The sequence below is a fragment of the Wolbachia endosymbiont (group A) of Andrena fulva genome, from assembly GCF_964026815.1.
GTDB lineage: Bacteria > Pseudomonadota > Alphaproteobacteria > Rickettsiales > Anaplasmataceae > Wolbachia > Wolbachia pipientis.
In genome coordinates this window covers 783,756-806,325 of sequence record NZ_OZ034701.1, presented here as the reverse complement: position 1 = coordinate 806,325, position 22,570 = coordinate 783,756, and the positions used below count along the sequence as shown (strand labels likewise).

The window sequence follows — 22,570 nt, the reverse complement described above, 5'->3', positions numbered from 1 at the left end:
ACTTCTACCTACATAAGCTGAAACGCGCTTATAAAGCGTTTAAAACATAAAAAAACGCCAACTTAAAAAATGGATAGTGAATAACTAGCTACCCTAGGGCTTCTTTTGCCTTTTTTTCTGTTTAGTAAATTTCTTAATGTTTCTAATTTAGATTAGTTGCGGTTTAAAAGCAACTGAATCGCGGTTATTAAGCATTTAGAATAAAAAAACGCCATACTTGAAAGTATAATGTAAGTAATTAGCCAACCACGGGGCTTCTTTTGCCTTTTTTTTCATTTGGTAAATTTCTTAATGTTTATGGCTAAACGACAACCGTCATCCCGCTACTTGTTAGCTGATGAGATACCGCGAATAAATCGCGGTATGACGTAGGACTGCTGTCATCCCAGTGCTTGACACTGGGATCCAGTTGAGCTATTTCAACAAAAATACTGCATTTGAGATGAACGTTTACTCTTACCAGACTTATTTACAAATATAACAATTAAAGTCTGGATTCCAGCGTCAAGCACTGGAATAATATCGTTTACTATGTCTATATTACAATATTTGTGCAGTTGTGTATCAACTACTTTTGTGGCACCGTTTGTTATTCAATCTTTATGCTAGTTTTACTAAAAATTATAGTATTTTAGGTATAATTGCAATATCTAAATTTAAGGTATAGAGATGAACCCTAGGAAAGTTTTTAATATTCTTTTTATAGTATTATTTATTTCTTTTTCTCATGTTGGGAGTGCTGCCGCTGACACTAATACTGATACAACTGCTCAAGTAATATGTAACATTATTGGCTACGTTTGGGGAATAGGCGGACCGCTTATGACCGTAGTGATAATAGGTGCAGCTTTGCTTGCGATATTTGGTAGAATGCCATGGCCAGCTCTTTTTGCACTCGGTATATTTTGTGCTGTATTTTTCGGTGCTAAAACTATCGTCATAAAAGTAATGGGTGGTATAGGCGGCACTGGAAATACTTCTTTGATGGACCAATGCGGAACAGGAGACACAAAAAAGAACTATTTTTTTCTAAAACAGACCTGATGCACGGCTTCAACTATATCTTCCACTTGCGGTAATGCTTTTTTTTCTAGATTTGCAGCGTAAGGTAAGGGGATGTCCTTGCCAGTTACACGTACAACTGGAGCATCAAGGTAGTCAAATCCTTGTTCCATAACAACGGCTGACAGCTCTGCTCCTATTCCTGCAAATGGCCATCCTTCTTCTACACTAACTAACCTATTAGTCTTCTGAATAGAGTTAATAACAGTTTGAGTGTCAAGTGGTCTTAAGGTTCTGAGGTCAATAACTTCAGCTTCTATACCTTCACTCGAAAGTAAATCTGCTGCATTTAAGGCATCCATTAATTTTAATGAAAAAGCAGTGATAGTTACATCCTTTCCTTCCCGTATAACAGCAGCTTTGCCTATCTCAAGTAGATAATCTTTGTTTGATAGCTCAGAGTCAGAAACTTCATGCTCATGTCCATAAGCTATTTCGTTTTCTAGAAATATTACCGGATTAGGGTCACGAATTGCAGCTTTAAGCAGACCTCTGCAATCGGAGGCAAAATAGGGTGCTATTACTTTTAACCCCGGTATATGCGAATACCAAGCTGCAAAGCATTGAGAATGTTGTGCAGCAACTCTTGCTGCAGCGCCATTTGGTCCACGAAATACTATAGGGCATCCAAGTTGTCCGCCTGACATATAATTTGTTTTTGCTGCGGAATTCACAATTTGGTCAATAGCTTGCATAGAAAAATTAAAAGTCATAAACTCGACTATTGGCTTTAATCCAGCAAATGCCGCTCCAACAGCAAGGCCAGCAAATCCATGTTCGGTAATAGGCGTATCAACTACTCTGTTTTCTCCAAACTCTTTCAGTAATCCTTTCGTTACTTTATAAGCACCATCATACTCTGCAACTTCTTCACCCATGATAAGCACATCAGAGTCGTTTTGCATTTCTTCTCTAATTGCTGTGCATAAAGCTTCTCTTACACTTAAGGTTGCCATTTATAAACTTTTATAGACTTTAACTAAAGTAACTATATCAGAATTACTGGGGGTAAGTAAAGTGTACAAATTAAGTTTTACAAACATGTTCGGTAGAAGCTGTAGCTTTACTCCTCTCGTTTGAGTTTTATTACTACAACTCCCCCTAAAGAACCGTGCTTGCAGATTTCCCGCACACGGCTCATCAATATTAGTTTTCACAGTCGTCCCTCTTATGCATATAAAGAAAAATGTATTTTTGGCTTTGGTAATGGATTTACTTCTACGTAGTGTACAAACTGTTCCCAGGTCATACTCTTTTTCTGACTACGCCGATTTATCCATTTAAATGCTAGCTTTCTTACTGATGTGTAAAATTGTTTCAAACACCAATAATTTCCGCTAATACCAAAGTAGTTATAGTGTCCTGTTAATTTAGCCTTCAGTACTTGCCACCAATCTTTAAGTCGAATACTTCCGCGGACTATTTTCAACCACTCCTTGATTTCTTTTAGTTTTCTGGCTAGATTTAACTTAGAGGTTTTATGTCCCATCATTAATCTACCACGACGACTTTTTGCACCATAGTGCGTAAACCCCAGAAAATTGAAACTTTCCGTCCTTCGTTTCTCTCTTATCGCTCGTTGCCACTCCCTCTTGCCAAACTTTACTACTCTGGTCTTGTTTTCAGATACTTCCAACCCAAATTTATTTAGCCTTTGTTTCAGTAATTCCAGAAATTCTTCCGCGTCTACCTTACTTTCGCAACAAACCACAAAATCATCGCAAAACCTTATTACTTGTATATATCCTCTGGATCTTGGTTTAAATTTCTTTTCTATCCATAAATCCAACACATAATGTAAGTATATATTTGCTAATACAGGACTTACTATACCGCCTTGTGGTGTACCTTGTTTTGTTGCTTCATAATTTCCAGCTTCGACTATCCCTGCCTTGAGAAACCGCTTTACTAACCACAGCAAATTTGGGTCAGTTATTCGTTCCCTTAGACACCTCATTAGCCATTTATGCTGTATATTATCGTAGAACTTCTTGATATCCACTTCTACAATGTAGTTTATTGGCTTGTACATAACTGCTTTATCTAGTGCATTTACCGCTTGATGACAGTTTCTTCCTGGTCGAAATCCATATGAGCTGTCCAGAAAGTTTGCCTCGTAAATATTTTCTAATATCTTCTTCAGCATAATCTGTACTAATTTATCCTCGGTCGATGGTATTCCGAGTCCGCGTTTCTCTTTACTTCCAGCTTTCGGTATATATACCCTCTTTACTGGTTGTGGTTGATATTGCTTCCTCTTCATACTTTCTACTAGCACTTCGAGTTTCTCATTCAGATTTTCTCCGTATGATTCCACTGTTATCTGGTCTACTCCACAAGCCTTGTTACGCTTCAGTTCTTTATAACATCTCGCAAGATTCTCTGTATTTATCAGATGGACTAACGATGTGAATTTTAGTCGCTTATCTTGCTTTGCTCTTACTGCTATCTGGTTTAGTTTATATCGCATGTTATTCCTACCTCCGTTGTATTGGCATAGCAATCCCTATTCCAGTTACTATATTGCTGATCGCTTCCCCTTGTACGTGGCTTTCCCACATTCTGAGTACTATCAATCAGTCCGACTTCCCCTGCATCTTCCGCTAGTTCTTGCCTTTGTTGACTTGTTCCAACGTACCTTAATAGGAATGCATGGGATCTCCCAAGTTCACTTGAAGTCCATTTCAATACATGGCACGGTCTCAGATCCCGATAGAGTGAGTGATAACTTGCCTTTACGTTATCCTTCATGCTGTCTTCCATGGCCATGAACATGTCGACCTCTATGTCTTCAGGTATTTCGGGACTCCACTCCTTCACTTCCGTTGTGCCCTGCATTGTCCATCCCACTAGCTCTATTACACTCGTTACCTCATGCAACATAGTGGTCTGTTCCAAACTGTTGGCTAGACTTTGTTTGTGTTGGATTTTCACCAACTGTTCTCCAAGCACTTCTTGGCGCACCATGACCAACTCATTCCAAAAAAAAATCTTCTCACGCTTGCTGTTTTTTGTTGCTGGAAATGGCTGGATTATTTAAGCTTTTAGTAATGTATGTTGTTAAATTAATAGCAATTTATTTGGAAATAACAGAAAAATTTATGATAGTTTTATACTCTAAATAGAATAAGATACTTCTGTCTGTGTCTTCACGTTTGAAACTAACCTTATTCTATCTCTTTCTTGTTCTGGACTTAACCTGTGAAGCGCGTAACTGAAATCTTCCTCACTCACTATAAGCCGTCTTTGCGCACCAGCGCTAATTTTTGCTTCATTCACTAATTGCTCTAATTCAGCCCCAGAATAGCCTTCAGTCTTGTCTGCAATGTCTTGGAGGTTTAGCTTTTCATCAGTTTTTGTACCTCGCATATAAAGTTCCAATATCCTTTGTCTCACCTCTATGTTTGGATTAGGGACATAAACCTTCTGACCTAAACGTCCAGGTCTAATAAGTGCTGGATCTATACCACCGATAAGGTTAGTTGCACCAATTACTATTATATCTTTTCTGCTCTTAAATCCATCTATTTCAGTTAACAACTGTGTTAAACTCTCTCGACAATGGTAAGCTGAGTTATTAGCGGTACTTCTTTTTTGAGCAACTGCATCTATTTCATCTATAAAGACTATACAAGGAGAATATTTTTTTGCTATTTTAAAAAGCTCGCGTACAGCATGTGCACCATGACCAATATATACTCCAATAAGTTCAGGACCTGAGATGCTTATGAAATTCATATTTGATTCACCTGCAATTGCACGAGCGATAAGTGTTTTACCATTTCCAGGAGGGCCATGTAATATGTAACCTCTTAGTGAATTAATACTTTTATTTCCAAACAGCTTGCGCATTTCTTCTGTCATTTGGTCACAGCAAATCATCTGCAACCGTTGTTTTAAGGAGTCATCAATTATAGCATCAGCAAATGTTATTCTTTTATCATCTGAATCAGCTAATTCTATCGATATAGGCAGCTCTACTTCCTTTAGTTTGCTGAATATTTGATCATATATAAACCAAGCAATAAAAAAGAAAACGACAAGTAACACAAAAGGCATAGCTTCACTAACATAATGTGCAGCTAACTCATACCCTTTACTGAGCAACATTGTATGCATATAGGCAAACAAAAAAGCGATAGAGATAATAGTTGCCACGCATAGTAAACAGATTGCAATTCTTTTTAGTAATTCTGAAATTTCAATTTTTTTCATCTTAATACCTTATACCAATTTTAAACTAAGAATAATTTTATCTAGCTTACCTATTTTAGCTTGATTAGAGCGTTCAGAAAAATTATCAAGTACGTACTTTAATTTATTAAATACTAAAAACAATATATCACCATATTGTCACATACATCTTTAAAGTTTACCAAATTCATTTTCAAAAAACAAGATTTTATTATTAACCCGAATTCTGGATTAGATTTTAGGTAAATTATTGAAAGTCTTGAATTTTACTAAATTAGTAATTAGTCTTAAAATGCTTACTGCTTTATCGTAAATGCTAAAACAATAAGCTATTGATATTCTTGTTTTTTTTAATCTCCAATCCAGAATTCGGGTTAAAAACGCTAACTTGTATCTTCAAGAAGTAAGACATAATAGCTCTAAAATGTCTTGCAAGGAAAGGTAAAGCTGAACGTTAACTTATGCCAAAAAAATACCGTCTTGTTTGCCTTTTTGAGTAGTATCATCTTATTTTTCCTGTAAATTTTGTTTATAACGCCTAAGATTTACGATATTTTAATCCCGGTAGAATATCTTATAAAATCAGATTATATGTTATACCTATGGAAATAGATAACTTTCAGCAATATTACAACCAAGAAGAAATGAAGACAGTAACATTAGCTCAAATTTATAAAGACTTGGTAATAAAGATATCCGATATAGCCACAAGCAAAATGTAAGCTACTATTAATGGTATTATGGAAATAGCACCAACGATACCACCTACTATACCTACTACCAGAGGTGACGGAGTAGTAAGGCTTAATATAATAAGTGGGAGAGATATAATTGATAGTATTATAGAAATTACACCTACTGTTTTCAGAAGAGATAGAAATCCTTTTGAATCTAAATGTTCTTTAATTCCCTTAAATAATATAAAGAAAATGCTTATACACATTATAGCACAAAGTATTACTGCTGCTATTTTTATTATAGCTGCTGCTATAAGTGCTGCTAAATAAGCTATATTTATTATAACTTTACCACTAAACTTAATAACACTGCAATTATCACACACCATAATAAAAAAGTCAACTCCATATGTTTAGGTTGTAAAATCCCAAAAAGCAGCCAGAATAGAATAAGCAAACATTTACGAATTGAATTTAGTGCAAACAAGGGTGTTGATATCAACCATACTCTGCAGAATCGCAATATGGTATGACTACATGCTTTTTATTGATTTGATTAACATAATCAGCAGAGAGTTTTGTTTTGTAAAAGATGTCTACAGTAACATACTGCAATTATTTGGAATTGTAGGGCTAGGTGCAATTGTAAGGCCACTTGGTGCATTCATATTTGGTCACGTTGGTGACAGGTATGGAAGGAGGATAGCATTAATAATTACTATCTTGCTAATATCGATACCATCAAGTCTCATTGCATTTATTCCAAGTCACAATCAAGTAGGTATAATTTCTACTATATTGCTTCTTGCAATCCATATAACACAAGGAATTGCACTTGGTGGTGAACAAGGAAGTTCTGTTTATCTTATAGAGCATTTATCCAGTAGGAAAGAGAACTTAGGGATGTATTTTGGAATGATGGGTTTTGGTCGCTCCATTGGCGTCTTGCTTTCTGCGGTGATAGTGATTATCTGCAAAAAAACTACTGATTTTTGTACCTGGGGTTGGAGATTGCCATTTATTTTCTCAGCTATTTTAGGATTAATTAGCGCGTATAGCATATACACATTGGGAGAAACTCCAGCATATGAAAAAAATCGAAAACAAAGAAATTTACCTGATTTGCCAATAATAGAGCTTATAAAACGCCACAAGAGAGCTCTTATACTTGCTATTTTAATATCTGTACCTGTTAATGTTGCTGTTGGATTTACCATATTTCTTCGAACTCTCGCAAAGGAAATAGCATCAGTGGATGTTTATGTAACAACATATATCAACGAAATTGTATTGATTATAACCAGTGTATTAATGCCGATATCTTCAATAGCGTTTGGAATGTTGGCTGATAAAGTTGGAAAAGAGCGCACTGCAATCTTATTTATAGCAATTACAATGGCACTGTGTTGTCCTGCGTTATCTATTGCATATTACTATAAAAATTATCTTGTGATTGCGTTGAGCGTAATGGTTCTCTCTATAATAGAAAGGGGTATAGTTCCCATAGGAATAGTTGCATCTGAACTCTTTCCTACCAATGTTAGATTTAGTGGTGTGAGCTTATCACGCAATATCTCTTATGCGTTACATGGAGGATTTACTCCTATGGTTTGTATTTGGTTGACTGTAACATTTCCTCAAACAAACCTTGCTGCTGGGCTTTATATAGTCTTCTGCTTGTTGATCAGTGTGGTAGCAATATTGCAAATAAAACCGCAAGATAAGAAATTTGATTGGTCTTAGTTTTCTCTTAAGTGTGTATTCTCCTAAGTTGAAAAAAGGTGTGAAAAATGCGCTAATCTCGCTAAATGAGAAAATTTTATTGCGGAAAAATTAGAACGATCAAAAACACATGCCATGATAAACTTTTTTATGCGTAACACTAATTTCTTATTCTATTCGTCTAAAAAAACAGTATTTCCAACTGTAAATTTAAGTTTTTACAAGCGTCACAAATATAGTATGATATAAGTTAGGCTTTATAGAGGGTATATGACAACAGATACAGAAAATAATAATAGAATTAATATAGTACGTGAACAAGCAGGAAATGCTGTTCATTCAGATATTGCTTACTCAGAAAGAATACAAAAATCAGTAGAAAATGAAGCATTGTGTGATGCGTGGTCTAATTTTGAGTACTTTGAAGATGTGTTGAGAATAAAAAACAGCACCGATAGGGAAAACAGAATTAAGCAGCTTATCAAGGAAGATTTAGATATAAATGCTACAAAAAATGGCAAAACTATTCTAGACGTTGCTATAGAAAAAAAATGCTCATCAAAAGTTATAAGTTCATTAATAAGCAATGGCAGTAGGATTGATACTATAGATGCTAGCGATCGTACTGTACTGCATAGATCTGTTAGGAATGAAAATAGAAAAGTTGTTGAGTTGTTTTTAGAAGCTAATGAAAAAGAAGTGTCTCAGTACCTGGTAGCAAGGTTTTTGCCATTGTCTATGTTATATCAAAAAATAGAAGTAAATGCTAAGGATAATGATGGTTGTACTGCTTTGGATTATGCTCAATATGGCAGTGAAATGTATAGCTTGCTGCAAAAATATGGAGCACAACATAGTGAAAAGTTTTTATACTCACGCAACCTTAATATAGGGGAATTAGATTTAAATAAACTTGTTTCTGACCATAACTACTGCTTTGATGTGCTTACAAAAGCATTAGAGATTGAGGACAGATGCGAAAAGGAAGAGGTTATAGATTGGTTGCTAAAAAATGGTGCTAACATTAATGTTAATAAAGGTGATCAAGCCCTACTGAGTGTTGCAGCTGAAAAAGGTGATGTTGAAAATGCTGTGCTATTGCTTGAAAGGGGAGCACATGAAGGAGTAAATTCTCAAGATGCTGAAGGAAGAACGTTATTACTAAATGCAATTATTCAAGATAAGTTGGGCCATGCAAAATATCTCATAAAACAAAGAGTTAACGTTAATATACCAGATAATAATGGAAATAGCTCACTACACTACGCTGTTGTCAATTTTATTAAGCAGCGCTTAATTGAATGTGATGAAACCTATACAGCTAACGCTACTTTTTATGATTTTCTTAAGAATGGTGCAGATCTCTATATCAAAAATGTTCGGTAGAAGCTGTAGCTTTACTCCTCTCGTTTGAGTTTTATTACTACAACTCCCCCTAAAGAACCGTGCTTGCAGATTTCCCGCACACGGCTCATCAATATTAGTTTTCACAGTCGTCCCTCTTATGCATATAAAGAAAAATGTATTTTTGGCTTTGGTAATGGATTTACTTCTACGTAGTGTACAAACTGTTCCCAGGTCATACTCTTTTTCTGACTACGCCGATTTATCCATTTAAATGCTAGCTTTCTTACTGATGTGTAAAATTGTTTCAAACACCAATAATTTCCGCTAATACCAAAGTAGTTATAGTGTCCTGTTAATTTAGCCTTCAGTACTTGCCACCAATCTTTAAGTCGAATACTTCCGCGGACTATTTTCAACCACTCCTTGATTTCTTTTAGTTTTCTGGCTAGATTTAACTTAGAGGTTTTATGTCCCATCATTAATCTACCACGACGACTTTTTGCACCATAGTGCGTAAACCCCAGAAAATTGAAACTTTCCGTCCTTCGTTTCTCTCTTATCGCTCGTTGCCACTCCCTCTTGCCAAACTTTACTACTCTGGTTTTGTTTTCAGATACTTCCAACCCAAATTTATTTAGCCTTTGTTTCAGTAATTCCAGAAATTCTTCCGCGTCTACCTTACTTTCGCAACAAACCACAAAATCATCGCAAAACCTTATTACTTGTATATATCCTCTGGATCTTGGTTTAAATTTCTTTTCTATCCATAAATCCAACACATAATGTAAGTATATATTTGCTAATACAGGACTTACTATACCGCCTTGTGGTGTACCTTGTTTTGTTGCTTCATAATTTCCAGCTTCGACTATCCCTGCCTTGAGAAACCGCTTTACTAACCACAGCAAATTTGGGTCAGTTATTCGTTCCCTTAGACACCTCATTAGCCATTTATGCTGTATATTATCGTAGAACTTCTTGATATCCACTTCTACAATGTAGTTTATTGGCTTGTACATAACTGCTTTATCTAGTGCATTTACCGCTTGATGACAGTTTCTTCCTGGTCGAAATCCATATGAGCTGTCCAGAAAGTTTGCCTCGTAAATATTTTCTAATATCTTCTTCAGCATAATCTGTACTAATTTATCCTCGGTCGATGGTATTCCGAGTCCGCGTTTCTCTTTACTTCCAGCTTTCGGTATATATACCCTCTTTACTGGTTGTGGTTGATATTGCTTCCTCTTCATACTTTCTACTAGCACTTCGAGTTTCTCATTCAGATTTTCTCCGTATGATTCCACTGTTATCTGGTCTACTCCACAAGCCTTGTTACGCTTCAGTTCTTTATAACATCTCGCAAGATTCTCTGTATTTATCAGATGGACTAACGATGTGAATTTTAGTCGCTTATCTTGCTTTGCTCTTACTGCTATCTGGTTTAGTTTATATCGCATGTTATTCCTACCTCCGTTGTATTGGCATAGCAATCCCTATTCCAGTTACTATATTGCTGATCGCTTCCCCTTGTACGTGGCTTTCCCACATTCTGAGTACTATCAATCAGTCCGACTTCCCCTGCATCTTCCGCTAGTTCTTGCCTTTGTTGACTTGTTCCAACGTACCTTAATAGGAATGCATGGGATCTCCCAAGTTCACTTGAAGTCCATTTCAATACATGGCACGGTCTCAGATCCCGATAGAGTGAGTGATAACTTGCCTTTACGTTATCCTTCATGCTGTCTTCCATGGCCATGAACATGTCGACCTCTATGTCTTCAGGTATTTCGGGACTCCACTCCTTCACTTCCGTTGTGCCCTGCATTGTCCATCCCACTAGCTCTATTACACTCGTTACCTCATGCAACATAGTGGTCTGTTCCAAACTGTTGGCTAGACTTTGTTTGTGTTGGATTTTCACCAACTGTTCTCCAAGCACTTCTTGGCGCACCATACACTAACCTTTCATAGGCCGCATGTTGATCAACTATAACTTTTAGCCTCGGCAATAATATAAGTATTGTAGACTTGGCAGCGTGCATACCCTAAAGGACAGCTCTCTATTAAATCAATTTCCAGCACCATACTCTCCGCTTTTGCCGGGGACCTCTCATCAAACAATCCTACCCCTTCTGATAAGCTTTACTTCCCTTCATCTGGTGCATTGAATTCTTTCATTAGCTGATTTTCAAAAGGACTTGGCCTTCCTTTATAAAATTCTTTGCCACTTTTTGCTTCTTTTCTTTTTCCATTCTCCCTTCACTAACTTCAAAAGGTGAACCTTTCCTCTCTGTATCACTCACTGTGCCTATCCTCGTCTTTCTCTTGTTACTATAAGGTGCAGGCCTCACGATATCGTACTTGGGCTCGTGTTTTTTTGGGAGCCTGCACCAAAAATAGGTGTCTTTGAAGCTCTTTATAGGTACTAAATTCATGAATTCATTTCCTAGCCTTCTAAGGCATGTTATAGAGGTGGTTGTAAAAAGATATACAAAAACGTCTAAAGTAGAGAATGCTATTCTAAGCCCACCTCTGAAGGTCGTTTTTTTCTCAAAGCTTAAAAAAACAAAACCCAATATAAAAACGTTGAATATTCCTTCAGAATTGTGTATAATTATTAATGCTTTTTAAGGTTCTTTCTTATGACTTTTTCTAAGTTCCTCGACCCTAAATACGATTTGCCCTTTAAACGAGTGTTTGGCACTGAGAAAAATAAGAATATTCTTATCCACTTTTTAAATGACATCTTAGGGTTTACTGGTGTTAACACAATTCAAGATGTTAAGTTTCTTAGCACTATTATGGATCCTGAGATTGCTTCTGATAAACAGAGTATTGTTGATGTCCTCTGTAAGGATTCTTTCGGGAATAGATATATTGCGGAGATGCAGCTCGCTCGTGACAAGGGCTTTGAAAAACGTGCACAACTTTATGCTTCTAAAGCTTACTCAAGACAATCTGGCAATTACATTGATTTTAAGAAAGTATTCTTTATTGCTATTTCCAATAGTATATTATTTCCTGCAGAGGTTGAGTATATTTCCACTCATAATATACGAGAGATAAAAACCAACGGACATTATTTAAAAGATTTTCAATTCGTTTTCATTGAGTTGCCTAAATTTACAAAGAACAAAGTAGAGCAACTAGAGAGCACAGTAGAAAGGTGGTGTTTTTTTTTCCGGTATGCAGAAGATACTACAGATGAAGACCTAAAAGATATTGCAGAAAAATCGCCAATAATAAAGCTAGCATATGATGAATTAGACAAGTTTAGTTGGGAAGAAGAGGATCTTGCAGCATACGAAGAAAGAGTTTTGAGTGTACAGAAAGAAGCTGCTATTTGGGAACAACGCCTTGATGATGCTACTGAAAAAGGTAGAGAAGAAGGCAGGGCAGAGGGCGAAAAACAGGCTAAAATAGCTGTGGCTAAAAATTCACTCAAGGCGGGTGTTTCTATTGATGTTATTGCTGAAATAACAGGGTTTTCTGTTGATTATATTGAGAAAATTCAAGAAAAGAAGTTTTAGCCATAACGTTTTTTTATTAAACCCTCTATTCTAGTAATTTTAATATTGCAATCCATTCTAATGTCTGTACAATGCCTTTTTTATATAAATACTTAATAGGAGGGGTTAATGCCAACACAGAAAGAGCTTCGGGCTACGATGTCCAAAAAATTACAGGAAGCTATTAAACATCCAGATCCAACAGTTGCTGCCGGGAGGAAGTCAGCTATCAAGAGATGGGTGGGAGTCCTTCAAGATAACTTTATGGAGCACATAAAATACTTTAAGGGTGATAAGTTGAAGTTTTTGCACAATGTATTCCAAGATGAAGGTTGCTGGTCAGGTGTAAGGTTGGATAATGCTGCTTTAGGTCAAAGGTTTACTGAAGAGAAAATAGGTGGGGTAGATAATCCACTTCGCAAATATGAGATGGCTTGTAGTTACTGTGTAGTGGATAAAATTCATCCACTCTTTCAAAAAAGATTTGAATCTTATAGGAACAATTTTCCTCCTGGTGCATTTGATGGTAAAACTGAAACTGAAATTGGCAAATACGTACGAAACTCGTTACTAGATAGCATAAAGAGGAAAGGTCCTGTATTTGATTTCTGGATCGATAGAGAATCTGGGGAATTAAAGAAGTATGATGCAGTAGAAGGTTTTGACAGTGCTGTAAAACTTAAGTGGAGTGAAGGAGTAGAGTATTTTTATAATCTGTTGAAAGAAGAAGATAAAGAAAAGAAGCTCACAGAAGCTATTCTTGCTCTATCTCGCGTTCAATCTGTTGAGAAAGATGCTCCTATTTTAGATTTTTGTGTAAATAAGATAGTCGATAAAGATACTCTTTTACAGAAATTATTGCAGAAAGATAAGGGAGTATATGCTCTTCTTGCTGAATTAATAGAGTCATGTTTTTTTGATACAGTTCATGATTTGGTACAGTGCTGGTGCTATAAAGACGTTTCAGCAGGAGGAGACCATTCAGACAAAATATTCTCACAGCGAGAGTATGAACTTCTTCTTTCATCACTCTCAGATGTAATGTTGAAAAATTCTGAGTCAAGTGTTCAAGCTAGATCTCTTATTATGAAGATTTGGGAATGTGATCACTTTTATAAACACAAGAAGGCTGCCGTTAATACTTCTAATTATACAGTTCATGTAAGTGGTATGCTTGCAGGATTAATAGTCAATTGGAAGCGAGAAGATAGTCATGAGTCTGATAGGGAAAAAGAAATATTAGATATAATGTCATTTGCCAAGGATTGCTTCCCTGAAAAGTTTGAACTTTTTAAAGAAGTCATGATAGAAAACCTTAGATTATGTGGTAGAGAAGGTAAAAGAGTAAATGTAGATTACGGTCTGTTTGCAGAAGAGTTATTCTCTGAGTTAGAGAAAACAACTCTACCTCTTGGTCCTGTAGGTGATGGTCCTTGGAATAATTTACGGTCACGATCTAAAGCTCATGGTAGTAAGGAAACAACTTTGCCAGTTGATGATGGTCCGCAGTCTGAGCTTGGAACTCCTAGTGTAAGTGGTGTTTCTTCTTATAAGAAAAAAAGCGTCTTTACGCTTAGTGGTAACAAGTAATCCACTTATGAACTCTTGGTGTTTCTGGTCGTAGTAAATAAGGGGTATTTTGTATGAGTAATGGTGATGGACTTATTAGGAGTTTGGTGGATGGAGATCTTGAAGGATTCAGACAAGGATTTGAATCTTTTTTAGATCAATGTCCATCTTTCTTGTATCATGTAAGTGCAGGTCGTTTCCTTCCTGTATTCTTTTTTAGTATGTTTGCTACTGCACATGATGCTAATATCTTAAATGCAAATGAGAGAATGTATTTTCGTTTTGATAATCATAGTATTGATACACGTGGTAGAAATAGAAATACAGGAAATCTGAAAGTTGTTATTTTAACTCATAATCGTGACGGACAGCAAGTTGTCAGATGCTACAGCATTTCTGATCGCCCTAACAGTGACGGGTTAAGGTTTAGTACAAGGGAGAGAAATGCTCTAATACAAAAGATTATACAGCAAAATCCAGATTTAAGGGAAGGAGACCTAGATTTTGAGCAATATAAAGTATGCATGCATGGAAAAGGCAAGAGTCAGGGAGAAGCAATTGCAACAATATTTGAGGTGATTCGTGGTGCGCCAAGAAGTGCTTGGAGAACAGTTGGTGAAAATCCAACACAAACAAAGTCTAGCCAACAGTTTGGAACAGACCACTATGTTGCATGAGGTAACGAGTGTAATAGAGCTAGTGGGATGGACAATGCAGGGCACAACGGAAGTGAAGGAGTGGAGTCCCGAAATACCTGAAGACATAGAGGTCGACATGTTCATGGCCATGGAAGACAGCATGAAGGATAACGTAAAGGCAAGTTATCACTCACTCTATCGGGATCTGAGACCGTGCCATGTATTGAAATGGACTTCAAGTGAACTTGGGAGATCCCATGCATTCCTATTAAGGTACGTTGGAACAAGTCAACAAAGGCAAGAACTAGCGGAAGATGCAGGGGAAGTCGGACTGATTGATAGTACTCAGAATGTGGGAAAGCCACGTACAAGGGGAATGGACTAACGATGTGAATTTTAGTCGCTTATCTTGCTTTGCTCTTACTGCTATCTGGTTTAGTTTATATCGCATGTTATTCCTACCTCCGTTGTATTGGCATAGCAATCCCTATTCCAGTTACTATATTGCTGATCGCTTCCCCTTGTACGTGGCTTTCCCACATTCTGAGTACTATCAATCAGTCCGACTTCCCCTGCATCTTCCGCTAGTTCTTGCCTTTGTTGACTTGTTCCAACGTACCTTAATAGGAATGCATGGGATCTCCCAAGTTCACTTGAAGTCCATTTCAATACATGGCACGGTCTCAGATCCCGATAGAGTGAGTGATAACTTGCCTTTACGTTATCCTTCATGCTGTCTTCCATGGCCATGAACATGTCGACCTCTATGTCTTCAGGTATTTCGGGACTCCACTCCTTCACTTCCGTTGTGCCCTGCATTGTCCATCCCACTAGCTCTATTACACTCGTTACCTCATGCAACATAGTGGTCTGTTCCAAACTGTTGGCTAGACTTTGTTTGTGTTGGATTTTCACCAACTGTTCTCCAAGCACTTCTTGGCGCACCATTATATACCTCACTAAAAATTAAATTATAATTAAAATAAGATGTTAAGTTAAATAATTTAATAAGATTAGTAAATTTTAAAATACAGAGCTGACTGTAATTAACACTCTAATTACATATTTTGTTAATGTATCAATGTTATAATAACACAGAGCCTTATCTTAACCCTTGACTTTGTCCTATAAAATTCATACTTTATTTACTGTTATAGTTCAAGTACATAGGGTCAAAATGGCGTTAAATCCGCTAGAGCAATTTAAAGTATATACAATAATAGAGTTACCTAGGTTATTTGGGTATGACGTAAGCTTTACCAATTCATCTTTTTTCACGATGATTTCGGTGATATTGATGATACTCTTTTTGCTTTTTGGAATAAAGAAGGGGTCAGTAATACCAGGATATTTGCAAGCTGCAGTTGAGTATGTATATGATTTTGTTATTTCAATAATAGAAAATAACACTGGAAGCAAAGGCTTGCAGCACATTCCATTGATATTCACAGTATTTATTTTCATTTTATCGTGTAATTTAGTTGGTGTTCTTCCTTATAGTTTCACGGTCACAAGTCATGTGATAGTCACCTTCGCTTTATCGATGGTGGTTTTTATTTATATAACGATTGTTGGATTTAAAGAAAGGGGAGTAGAATTTTTACGCATATTGCTACCAAAAGGAACTCCTTCGTGGCTTGCACCTATAATAATTATTATTAAGTTGTTTGCTTATTTAGTAAGGCCGGTTAGCCTATCAATAAGGCTTGCAGCAAATATGATTGCTGGTCATACAATCATCAAAGTGATAGCAGGGTTTATTGTAAATATGAACATATTTTTCACTCCTGCGCCGTTTTTGTTCATAATTGCATTGATAGGATTTGAAGTATTTGTTGCAATTTTACAAGCTTATATATTTACTATATTAACATGTGTATATTTGTCAGATGCAGTAAAGTAATTGACTTCCTTGTAGAATATTTTACAATTATATTATAAAGAAATAATTAAAGGTAATATATGGATTTAGTAGCTTTAAAATTTATAGCAATTGGTTTAGCTGTGTTTGGAATGCTCGGTGCTGGTTTAGGTATAGCTAATATCTTCTCTGCTATGTTAAATGGGATTGCGAGAAACCCTGAATCAGAAGGTAAAATGAAAAGTTATGTTTATATTGGTGCTGCCATGGTTGAAATCATGGGATTGCTTGCGTTTGTACTTGCAATGTTATTAATATTTGCTGCTTAACAGATGCCACAGCTTGATGTTTCAACCTTCTTTTCTCAAGTTTTTTGGTTTTTAATTTTTTTCTCTTCACTTTTTTTCGTAGTAAGTTGTTTATTTTTGCCAAAGTTAGATGAAATAATAAGCACTAGAAGTAAAGAAGTATTGGATTCTTTTAATAGTTCTGTTCATCTTTTAAGACTCACGGAAGATCAGGTTGCCAAGTATAATGCCGCTTTAAACCAAGCTAGAATACAGGCAAAAAAAATCATAGATGATGCACTTGCTCAGGTAGAAGAAATGAGAGCTAATGTTAAGAATATATTAGAAGAGGAAGATAAAAAAAAGAGCAAGCTTATTGAAAAAAAAGTGGCAGAATTTAAATCTGAATATACTGATCAGTTAAAACAAATGGCTACTAGTATTGCTTTAATTTATTATACTAAATTGACTAATTCTGAAATTGAAGAGGAATTTATTGCTGACTTGGTGTCCAAAGAATTTTAGGGGTTTTTATGTCTACATCACTGATTATCGGTCTTGCCTTCTTGGTAAGTTTTGTCCTTTCGTATAAATTGCTAAAGAAAGTGATAAAAAATGCGCTTAACAATAAGCGTAACAAAAGCAAATTTTCAAGTGAAGAAACTGAAAAATTCAGGAAAGATATGTTGGAGTATTACAAAAAATCTTCTAAAAAATACAAAGAATTAGATGCAGAAGTTAATAAAATGATGAATGAAACACTTGATAAAGCTAATAGTATCATTAAGCACAATAGACAGCAGCTAGATCAGACATTAGATGACAATGCCCATTCTAACTTGAAGAAAGTCACTGACCAAGTTGAAAAAGCTCTTGGGGATTTACAGACTAACACAGTGAATATAGCTGCTGATGCTGTAAAAAAAATAATGCATGAACGTAAAGATGATAAGCGTAGTAGCGAGGTCATATCTTCATTTTCACGTGACTTAAATAAAAAATTGCATTAGGTTCAATGCAACAATTGCCTATACTTCAAGCTGATAATGTAGAAAAAATTAAGTTTGATTCTAGTTTGTGCAAAGAGCCAGAGAAACTTTTTTACTATAAATTTAATATAATTCCTTGGCAAAAATTAAATAATACTACTTTTTTTATGGTTGAAGACACAAGCCGAGATATCAACCGTTGGGTCGAAGCTCATTACGGTATTGACTATGTATTAATAAAAGTGGATAGCGAACAGATTTTAAATCTTCTTAACTCGCACTTTGGTATTTCAGAATTTGCAAGCAACTACTTATATTACAAGAATCCTAATTTTTCAGCTAAAAGCATTAAACTAAGCTCAATATTTTTTGCTTCTTTCTTTATTGTAACTTCAATTTTAACACTAACAGAGAAATATACATATTTTGCTTTGATGTTGATATTTATAATCGGATGTTCTAGTTATTTATTCAAGTTTATAGCTACAGTTTTTAGCTTATGTGAAACCTCCAACCAAAAAGTGGATTATAGTAAGCTGAATGAAGAAGATTTTCCTATATATACTATTTTATTGCCTGCTTTTAAAGAAAGTGCAGTGATAGAGCAATTGATCGAAAGCATTGAAAGTTTGGATTATCCAAAATCAAAATTAGATGTGAAGCTTCAGGTAGAAAGTGATGACCAAGAAACGCTAGCAGCTATAGAAAAGTACACTTTACCGCAGTATTTTGAAGTAATAAAAGTGCCTCATTCTTTGCCTAGAACAAAAGCCAAGTCATGCAATTATGCTATGAGCTTTGCTAGAGGAAAGTATGCAGTAATATATGATGCGGACGATAAACCAGACCCATTGCAGTTAAAAAAAGCACTGATTGAATTTAATAAGGACGACGATAAGCTTGCCTGTGTACAGGCGAAATTAAATTACTACAATTGTGATTATAATTTTCTCACAAAATTCTTTTCTCTGGAGTATATGAACTGGTTTCAATACTTATTGCCTGGATTCCAAAAAATGAACATGCCGATGCCTTTGGGTGGTAGCAGTAATCATTTTTCAGTAAAAATTCTAAAAAAAGTGTTTTTCTGGGATGCTTACAGTGTTACCGAAGATGCTGACCTCGGTTTGAGACTTGCGCAAATGGGATATAAAACCAGGATGATTGACTCAGAAACATTGGAAGAGTCACCAATTGTTGTATTTGCTTGGATTAAGCAAAGAGCGCGCTGGATCAAAGGCTATATGCAAACTTATATTGTTCATTTAAAAAATATAAAGTCACTTTATAAACACACTGGATTTAAGGGAATTTTGCTATTGAATCTTTTTGTTGGCTCTGCAGCTTTTATATTTTTTACTACTCCATTTTTACTGCTTTCATTGATATTAACTAAAGTTTTAAATGAATTATTTTTGTACTACTTTGTAGTGGTATACGTTACTAACCTGATTCTTTTGGTAATAGCTGTCAAACAGCAAAAGATGCCTTTTTATTTTTATATAGTATCGATATTTTTTCCGGTCTATAGTCTGCTACATAGTGTTGCAGCTTTTCTTGCCTTATGGGAATTTATTCTTTACCCTGAGCGATGGAACAAAACTCAGCATGGTTTATGGAAGCAAAACCTGTAGCTATTTGGCTTTTTCTCTGCTCGGTCATGGTAATTCTCATGGTAGGGATTGGTGGATTTACCAGACTTTCAAAAGCAGGATTGTCAATCACGGAGTGGAAACCAATTACTGGAACATTACCACCACTGAGTGAACAAGACTGGCTACAAGAAAAATTAAAATACGAAGCTACACCTGAATATAAAGCACTTAACTATGGTATTAGTATGGAGGAGTTTCGCGCTATATACTTAATAGAATATATACACAGATTGGTTGCAAGACTAACAGGTTTAGTTTTTGTCCTGCCATTTATATATTTCATATTAAGAAGAAAAATATCTAAAAAGGTAGTAATAAAGCTATTTGTGGCATTATTATTTGGAGCTTTACAAGCTTTTGCTGGTTGGTATATGGTTAAAAGTGGTTTAGTAACTGAACCTCATGTTAGCCACTATAGGCTTGCACTTCACTTATTATTAGCATTAATTATCTTTGCATTATTGTCATATCAATTTTTTGATTATCAGATAAGGCCACAACAAACAAAACTTAAGGTTAGTGGTAACACTATATACTACGCAAGGATGATTTTGGTCCTAATTGTAATACAAATAATTTTCGGCGCATTTGTTGCGGGATTAAATGCTGGTTTGATTTACAATACCTTTCCACTAATGGACGGACAAGTCGTTCCAGAAGATTTATTTTTCTTACAGCCTATATGGCTGAATATCTTTGAGAACAGAGCGACAGTGCAATTTATACATCGAGCACTGGCATTGCTAATACTAACTTTGGTAGTAATACTCACAGTAAAAAATGCTAGCGTAAAACCGGTATATATTATGCTGCTCTCCATCATCATTCAGATAATTTTAGGAGTGGTTACTCTTTTGTTACACATACCAATAGCCATTGCCATAGCTCATCAAGTGTTTTCATTTATCTTGTTTGGGTCAAGTTTGTACTTCTTGTGTTATTTAAGAAAGCAGACTACATCACCGATCTGCACATTTTTTCCTTCTTGAACGGGAATATTTTTTATCACCATTGCTGCTTCAGCACATATGATATTTTCCATTTTCATTGCCTCCACCACAAATAAAGGTTGTCCTATTTCCACCTGATCTCCTACATTTACGTGCAATTTAACTAATAAACCAGATATTGGGGATTTTACAGCATCTGCTGAAATCCCTTCTGTTTCATTATTTAGCATTAACCTACTTAATTCAGCTACATGAGGCTTAAATATACAACACTCAGCTTTCATGCCTGCATGCCTTATGAAGTACTTGCTGCCTTGTCTTTCTATTTTAAGTGCTATATTGGTATCGTCATTAATTGTGATATATAGCAATCTATAACTTGATTTCCACTTGCCTATAACGGAGTATTTATTGTGATTATATACCGTTATTAATATATTATCTTGGTATTTTGCATTTACGGAGTACTCATTGTCATTTATATTCACTATGAATAAATCTCTTGCACGGTCACCTGCCATCCGAGTAGCTGATACTGGTGCCCCTTCTTTTTTACTAGATTCCAGTGTCACGCACTGGAATGACACCTGAGATGTTTCATTCACTGCTTTATGATGGTACCTTTCTTCATTTTCCAAATGAACATATAACGCAGTGAAAATAAATATTTTAATATACTCCTCTGTAACAAAATCGCCGTGAAACCCACTAGGGTAATGATCTGGAATGAATCTCGTGTGGAGCTTTGCTGCAATAAAATTTGGGTGATGGAAGATGGATTCTAGAAATTCTATATTATTTGTTACTCCTTCTATATAGCATTCAGACAATGCTTTTTGCATTCTGCTGATCGCTTCTACTCTATCTTTTCCATATGTTATAACTTTTGCAATCATTGAGTCATAGAACGTGCTAATTTCTGAACCTGCAGCAACTCCATCATCTATTCTTACATAATCATTTTCATCCGGTTTATCATAATATTTTATCCTTCCGCTGGAGGGGAAAAATTTCTTCGATGGGTCTTCAGCGCAAATTCTACTTTCCATCGCAGAACCAGTAAGTTTAATGTCATCCTGACTAAACCTTAGTTTTTCTCCACAGGAAGTTCTAATCATTTCTTCTACTATGTCTATTCCAGTGATAAATTCTGTTACTGGATGCTCAACTTGTAATCTCGTATTTACCTCAAGAAAATAGAAGTTTTGGTCTTTATCTACAACAAACTCAACAGTGCCTGCTGAAAAATAGCCAACTTGCTTTGCTAAAGAAACACATTGGGCATACATTTTTTGTCTTACTTCTTCACTAATGAATGGACTTGGCGTTTCTTCTATTATTTTCTGATTATTCCTTTGTATCGAGCATTCTCTCTCTCCAAGACACACTATATTGCCATATTTATCTGCTATGATTTGTATTTCAATATGTCTTGGTAACTCTATATATTTCTCTATAAAGATACTGCCATCCTTAAAACTTTTCTCTGCTTCATTTGTTGCTGATGTGAACGCTAGTTCAATTTCTTTTTTGGAATTTACAATTCGCATTCCTTTGCCACCACCGCCTGATGCAGCTTTAAGCATAACCGGAAAGCCAATTTCTTCAGCAACTTGAGCTGCGTGGGCAGCGTCGCTAATCTTACCCATATATCCTGGCACTACATTCACTCCAGCTTTTCTTGCCGCTTCTTTTGCTGTTATTTTGTTGGCTGTAACTTCTATTGTTTCTGCACTGGGGCCGATGAAGTCTATATTATGTTTTTGAAGAGCACGTGGAAAATCTGGATTTTCTGCTAAAAAACCATAGCCAGGATGAACTGCCTCAGCACCTGTTTCAACTGCTACTTCACATATTTTTTCAATGTTTAAGTAACTGAGGCAAGAAGGCGAAGGGCCGATACATCTTGACTCATCTGCTTGTCTTACATGCACAGAATTTACATCTGCATCCGAATATACGCATACACAAGATATACCCATCTTATGGGCAGTTCTGATAATCCTGCAGGCAATCTCCCCTCTGTTTGCTATTAAAATCTTACTGTACTTCTTTTCTGTCATCTTATCAGTATACTTTCTTAGCTTGAGAAAGTAAATTTCTATATCAT

Annotated in this window: 24 protein-coding genes and 2 pseudogenes; 13 read left to right on the top strand and 13 right to left on the bottom strand. The window is 35.8% G+C overall.

The genetic code is table 11. The features are described 5' to 3' along the window. Positions 1–669 precede the first annotated feature (669 nt). Positions 670–1,044, top strand: coding sequence for a TrbC/VirB2 family protein (locus AAGD84_RS03965; protein ID WP_006279664.1), 375 nt, complete (start codon positions 670–672; stop codon positions 1,042–1,044). Here the strand turns inward: AAGD84_RS03965 and AAGD84_RS03960 are convergent. The 6 genes from AAGD84_RS03960 to AAGD84_RS03935 all read right to left on the bottom strand — a co-directional run bounded on the left by AAGD84_RS03960 (position 1,020) and on the right by AAGD84_RS03935 (position 6,322). Beyond that, positions 1,020–2,018 (bottom strand): pyruvate dehydrogenase complex E1 component subunit beta, encoded by a 999-nt coding sequence (locus AAGD84_RS03960; RefSeq protein ID WP_012673123.1) that lies wholly within the window; start codon positions 2,016–2,018, stop codon positions 1,020–1,022. The genes AAGD84_RS03965 and AAGD84_RS03960 overlap by 25 nt on opposite strands. Beyond that, a complete protein-coding gene (locus AAGD84_RS03955; RefSeq protein ID WP_341817832.1) occupies positions 2,019–2,219 on the bottom strand; it encodes a hypothetical protein in 201 nt (66 codons plus the stop codon). An 11-nt stretch (positions 2,220–2,230) separates the two neighbouring features. Next, positions 2,231–3,532, bottom strand: coding sequence for a group II intron reverse transcriptase/maturase (gene ltrA / locus AAGD84_RS03950; protein ID WP_338476458.1), 1,302 nt, complete (start codon positions 3,530–3,532; stop codon positions 2,231–2,233). Then, positions 3,517–4,029 (bottom strand): hypothetical protein, encoded by a 513-nt coding sequence (locus AAGD84_RS03945; protein ID WP_245611107.1) that lies wholly within the window; start codon positions 4,027–4,029, stop codon positions 3,517–3,519. Before AAGD84_RS03945 ends, ltrA (AAGD84_RS03950) begins: the two co-directional genes overlap by 16 nt. A 150-nt stretch (positions 4,030–4,179) precedes the next feature. Further along, positions 4,180–5,277 carry an ATP-binding protein gene (locus tag AAGD84_RS03940; RefSeq protein WP_264723393.1) on the bottom strand — a complete coding sequence of 366 codons (1,098 nt, stop codon included), beginning with the start codon at positions 5,275–5,277 and terminating at the stop codon, positions 4,180–4,182. 649 nt (positions 5,278–5,926) lie between these two features. After that, positions 5,927–6,322, bottom strand: a complete 396-nt coding sequence (locus tag AAGD84_RS03935) for a hypothetical protein (RefSeq protein WP_341817831.1) — start codon at positions 6,320–6,322, stop codon at positions 5,927–5,929. A gap of 148 nt (positions 6,323–6,470) precedes the next feature. On the opposite strand from AAGD84_RS03935, the gene AAGD84_RS03930 reads away from it, so the two are divergent. Both AAGD84_RS03930 and AAGD84_RS03925 read left to right on the top strand, forming a co-directional pair. Beyond that, complete coding sequence (locus tag AAGD84_RS03930; RefSeq protein WP_410541714.1) at positions 6,471–7,676, top strand: MFS transporter; 1,206 nt, start codon at positions 6,471–6,473, stop codon at positions 7,674–7,676. Between the two features lie 249 nt (positions 7,677–7,925). After that, the gene (locus AAGD84_RS03925) at positions 7,926–9,041 is read left to right on the top strand and encodes an ankyrin repeat domain-containing protein (RefSeq protein WP_265037796.1); all 1,116 of its coding nucleotides are present in this window, start codon (positions 7,926–7,928) and stop codon (positions 9,039–9,041) included. On the opposite strand, the gene AAGD84_RS03920 is transcribed toward AAGD84_RS03925, so the two are convergent. The 5 genes and pseudogenes from AAGD84_RS03920 to AAGD84_RS03900 all read right to left on the bottom strand — a co-directional run bounded on the left by AAGD84_RS03920 (position 8,949) and on the right by AAGD84_RS03900 (position 11,578). Continuing rightward, complete coding sequence (locus AAGD84_RS03920; protein WP_264723486.1) at positions 8,949–9,146, bottom strand: hypothetical protein; 198 nt, start codon at positions 9,144–9,146, stop codon at positions 8,949–8,951. The genes AAGD84_RS03925 and AAGD84_RS03920 overlap by 93 nt on opposite strands. An 11-nt stretch (positions 9,147–9,157) precedes the next feature. After that, complete coding sequence (ltrA, locus tag AAGD84_RS03915) at positions 9,158–10,459, bottom strand: group II intron reverse transcriptase/maturase (RefSeq protein WP_338476458.1); 1,302 nt, start codon at positions 10,457–10,459, stop codon at positions 9,158–9,160. Next, positions 10,444–10,956, bottom strand: a complete 513-nt coding sequence (locus AAGD84_RS03910) for a hypothetical protein (protein ID WP_245611107.1) — start codon at positions 10,954–10,956, stop codon at positions 10,444–10,446. Before AAGD84_RS03910 ends, ltrA (AAGD84_RS03915) begins: the two co-directional genes overlap by 16 nt. Continuing rightward, positions 10,955–11,207 (bottom strand): annotated as a pseudogene (locus tag AAGD84_RS03905) (DNA mismatch repair protein MutL); the annotation flags it as partial. The pseudogene AAGD84_RS03905 and the gene AAGD84_RS03910, both read right to left, overlap by 2 nt. Next, positions 11,180–11,578 (bottom strand): hypothetical protein, encoded by a 399-nt coding sequence (locus AAGD84_RS03900; protein ID WP_341817829.1) that lies wholly within the window; start codon positions 11,576–11,578, stop codon positions 11,180–11,182. The pseudogene AAGD84_RS03905 and the gene AAGD84_RS03900, both read right to left, overlap by 28 nt. Positions 11,579–11,644: 66 nt before the next feature. Between AAGD84_RS03900 and AAGD84_RS03895 the strand changes: the two genes are divergently transcribed. The 4 genes and pseudogenes from AAGD84_RS03895 (at position 11,645) to AAGD84_RS03880 (ending at position 15,103) form a co-directional block, all read left to right on the top strand. Further along, positions 11,645–12,532 carry an Rpn family recombination-promoting nuclease/putative transposase gene (locus AAGD84_RS03895; RefSeq protein WP_264723374.1) on the top strand — a complete coding sequence of 296 codons (888 nt, stop codon included), beginning with the start codon at positions 11,645–11,647 and terminating at the stop codon, positions 12,530–12,532. Between the two features lie 243 nt (positions 12,533–12,775). Beyond that, entirely contained in the window at positions 12,776–14,101 is a 1,326-nt protein-coding gene (locus AAGD84_RS03890; protein ID WP_341817828.1) for a cytoplasmic incompatibility factor CifA, read from the top strand. An 86-nt stretch (positions 14,102–14,187) separates the two neighbouring features. Continuing rightward, positions 14,188–14,664, top strand: a pseudogene (locus AAGD84_RS03885) (cytoplasmic incompatibility factor CifB); the annotation flags it as partial. Continuing rightward, on the top strand, positions 14,663–15,103 hold the full coding sequence (locus AAGD84_RS03880; protein WP_341817827.1) for a hypothetical protein: 441 nt from the start codon (positions 14,663–14,665) through the stop codon (positions 15,101–15,103). The pseudogene AAGD84_RS03885 and the gene AAGD84_RS03880, both read left to right, overlap by 2 nt. Positions 15,104–15,153: 50 nt before the next feature. Here the strand turns inward: AAGD84_RS03880 and AAGD84_RS03875 are convergent, their stop codons facing one another. Next, positions 15,154–15,666: a hypothetical protein gene (locus AAGD84_RS03875; protein WP_245611107.1), complete on the bottom strand. Its 513-nt coding sequence runs from the start codon at positions 15,664–15,666 to the stop codon at positions 15,154–15,156. A 229-nt stretch (positions 15,667–15,895) separates the two neighbouring features. On the opposite strand from AAGD84_RS03875, the gene AAGD84_RS03870 reads away from it, so the two are divergent. The 6 genes from AAGD84_RS03870 to AAGD84_RS03845 are packed head-to-tail and all read left to right on the top strand — an operon-like array spanning position 15,896 to position 20,499. Beyond that, positions 15,896–16,621, top strand: a complete 726-nt coding sequence (locus AAGD84_RS03870; RefSeq protein ID WP_022626288.1) for a F0F1 ATP synthase subunit A — start codon at positions 15,896–15,898, stop codon at positions 16,619–16,621. 59 nt (positions 16,622–16,680) lie between these two features. Next, the gene (locus tag AAGD84_RS03865) at positions 16,681–16,908 is read left to right on the top strand and encodes a F0F1 ATP synthase subunit C (RefSeq protein WP_006014985.1); all 228 of its coding nucleotides are present in this window, start codon (positions 16,681–16,683) and stop codon (positions 16,906–16,908) included. Positions 16,909–16,911: 3 nt separating this feature from the next. Next, complete coding sequence (locus AAGD84_RS03860; RefSeq protein WP_065094794.1) at positions 16,912–17,391, top strand: hypothetical protein; 480 nt, start codon at positions 16,912–16,914, stop codon at positions 17,389–17,391. An 8-nt stretch (positions 17,392–17,399) separates the two neighbouring features. After that, on the top strand, positions 17,400–17,876 hold the full coding sequence (locus AAGD84_RS03855; RefSeq protein ID WP_341817826.1) for a hypothetical protein: 477 nt from the start codon (positions 17,400–17,402) through the stop codon (positions 17,874–17,876). Positions 17,877–17,890: 14 nt separating this feature from the next. Continuing rightward, a complete protein-coding gene (locus tag AAGD84_RS03850; protein ID WP_320157282.1) occupies positions 17,891–19,489 on the top strand; it encodes a glycosyltransferase family 2 protein in 1,599 nt (532 codons plus the stop codon). Beyond that, a complete protein-coding gene (locus AAGD84_RS03845) occupies positions 19,471–20,499 on the top strand; it encodes a COX15/CtaA family protein (RefSeq protein ID WP_264723412.1) in 1,029 nt (342 codons plus the stop codon). Before AAGD84_RS03850 ends, AAGD84_RS03845 begins: the two co-directional genes overlap by 19 nt. On the opposite strand, the gene AAGD84_RS03840 is transcribed toward AAGD84_RS03845, so the two are convergent. Beyond that, a complete protein-coding gene (locus AAGD84_RS03840) occupies positions 20,448–22,523 on the bottom strand; it encodes an acetyl-CoA carboxylase biotin carboxylase subunit (RefSeq protein ID WP_264723411.1) in 2,076 nt (691 codons plus the stop codon). The two genes, AAGD84_RS03845 and AAGD84_RS03840, sit on opposite strands and share 52 nt — an antisense overlap. Positions 22,524–22,570: the final 47 nt, after the last annotated feature.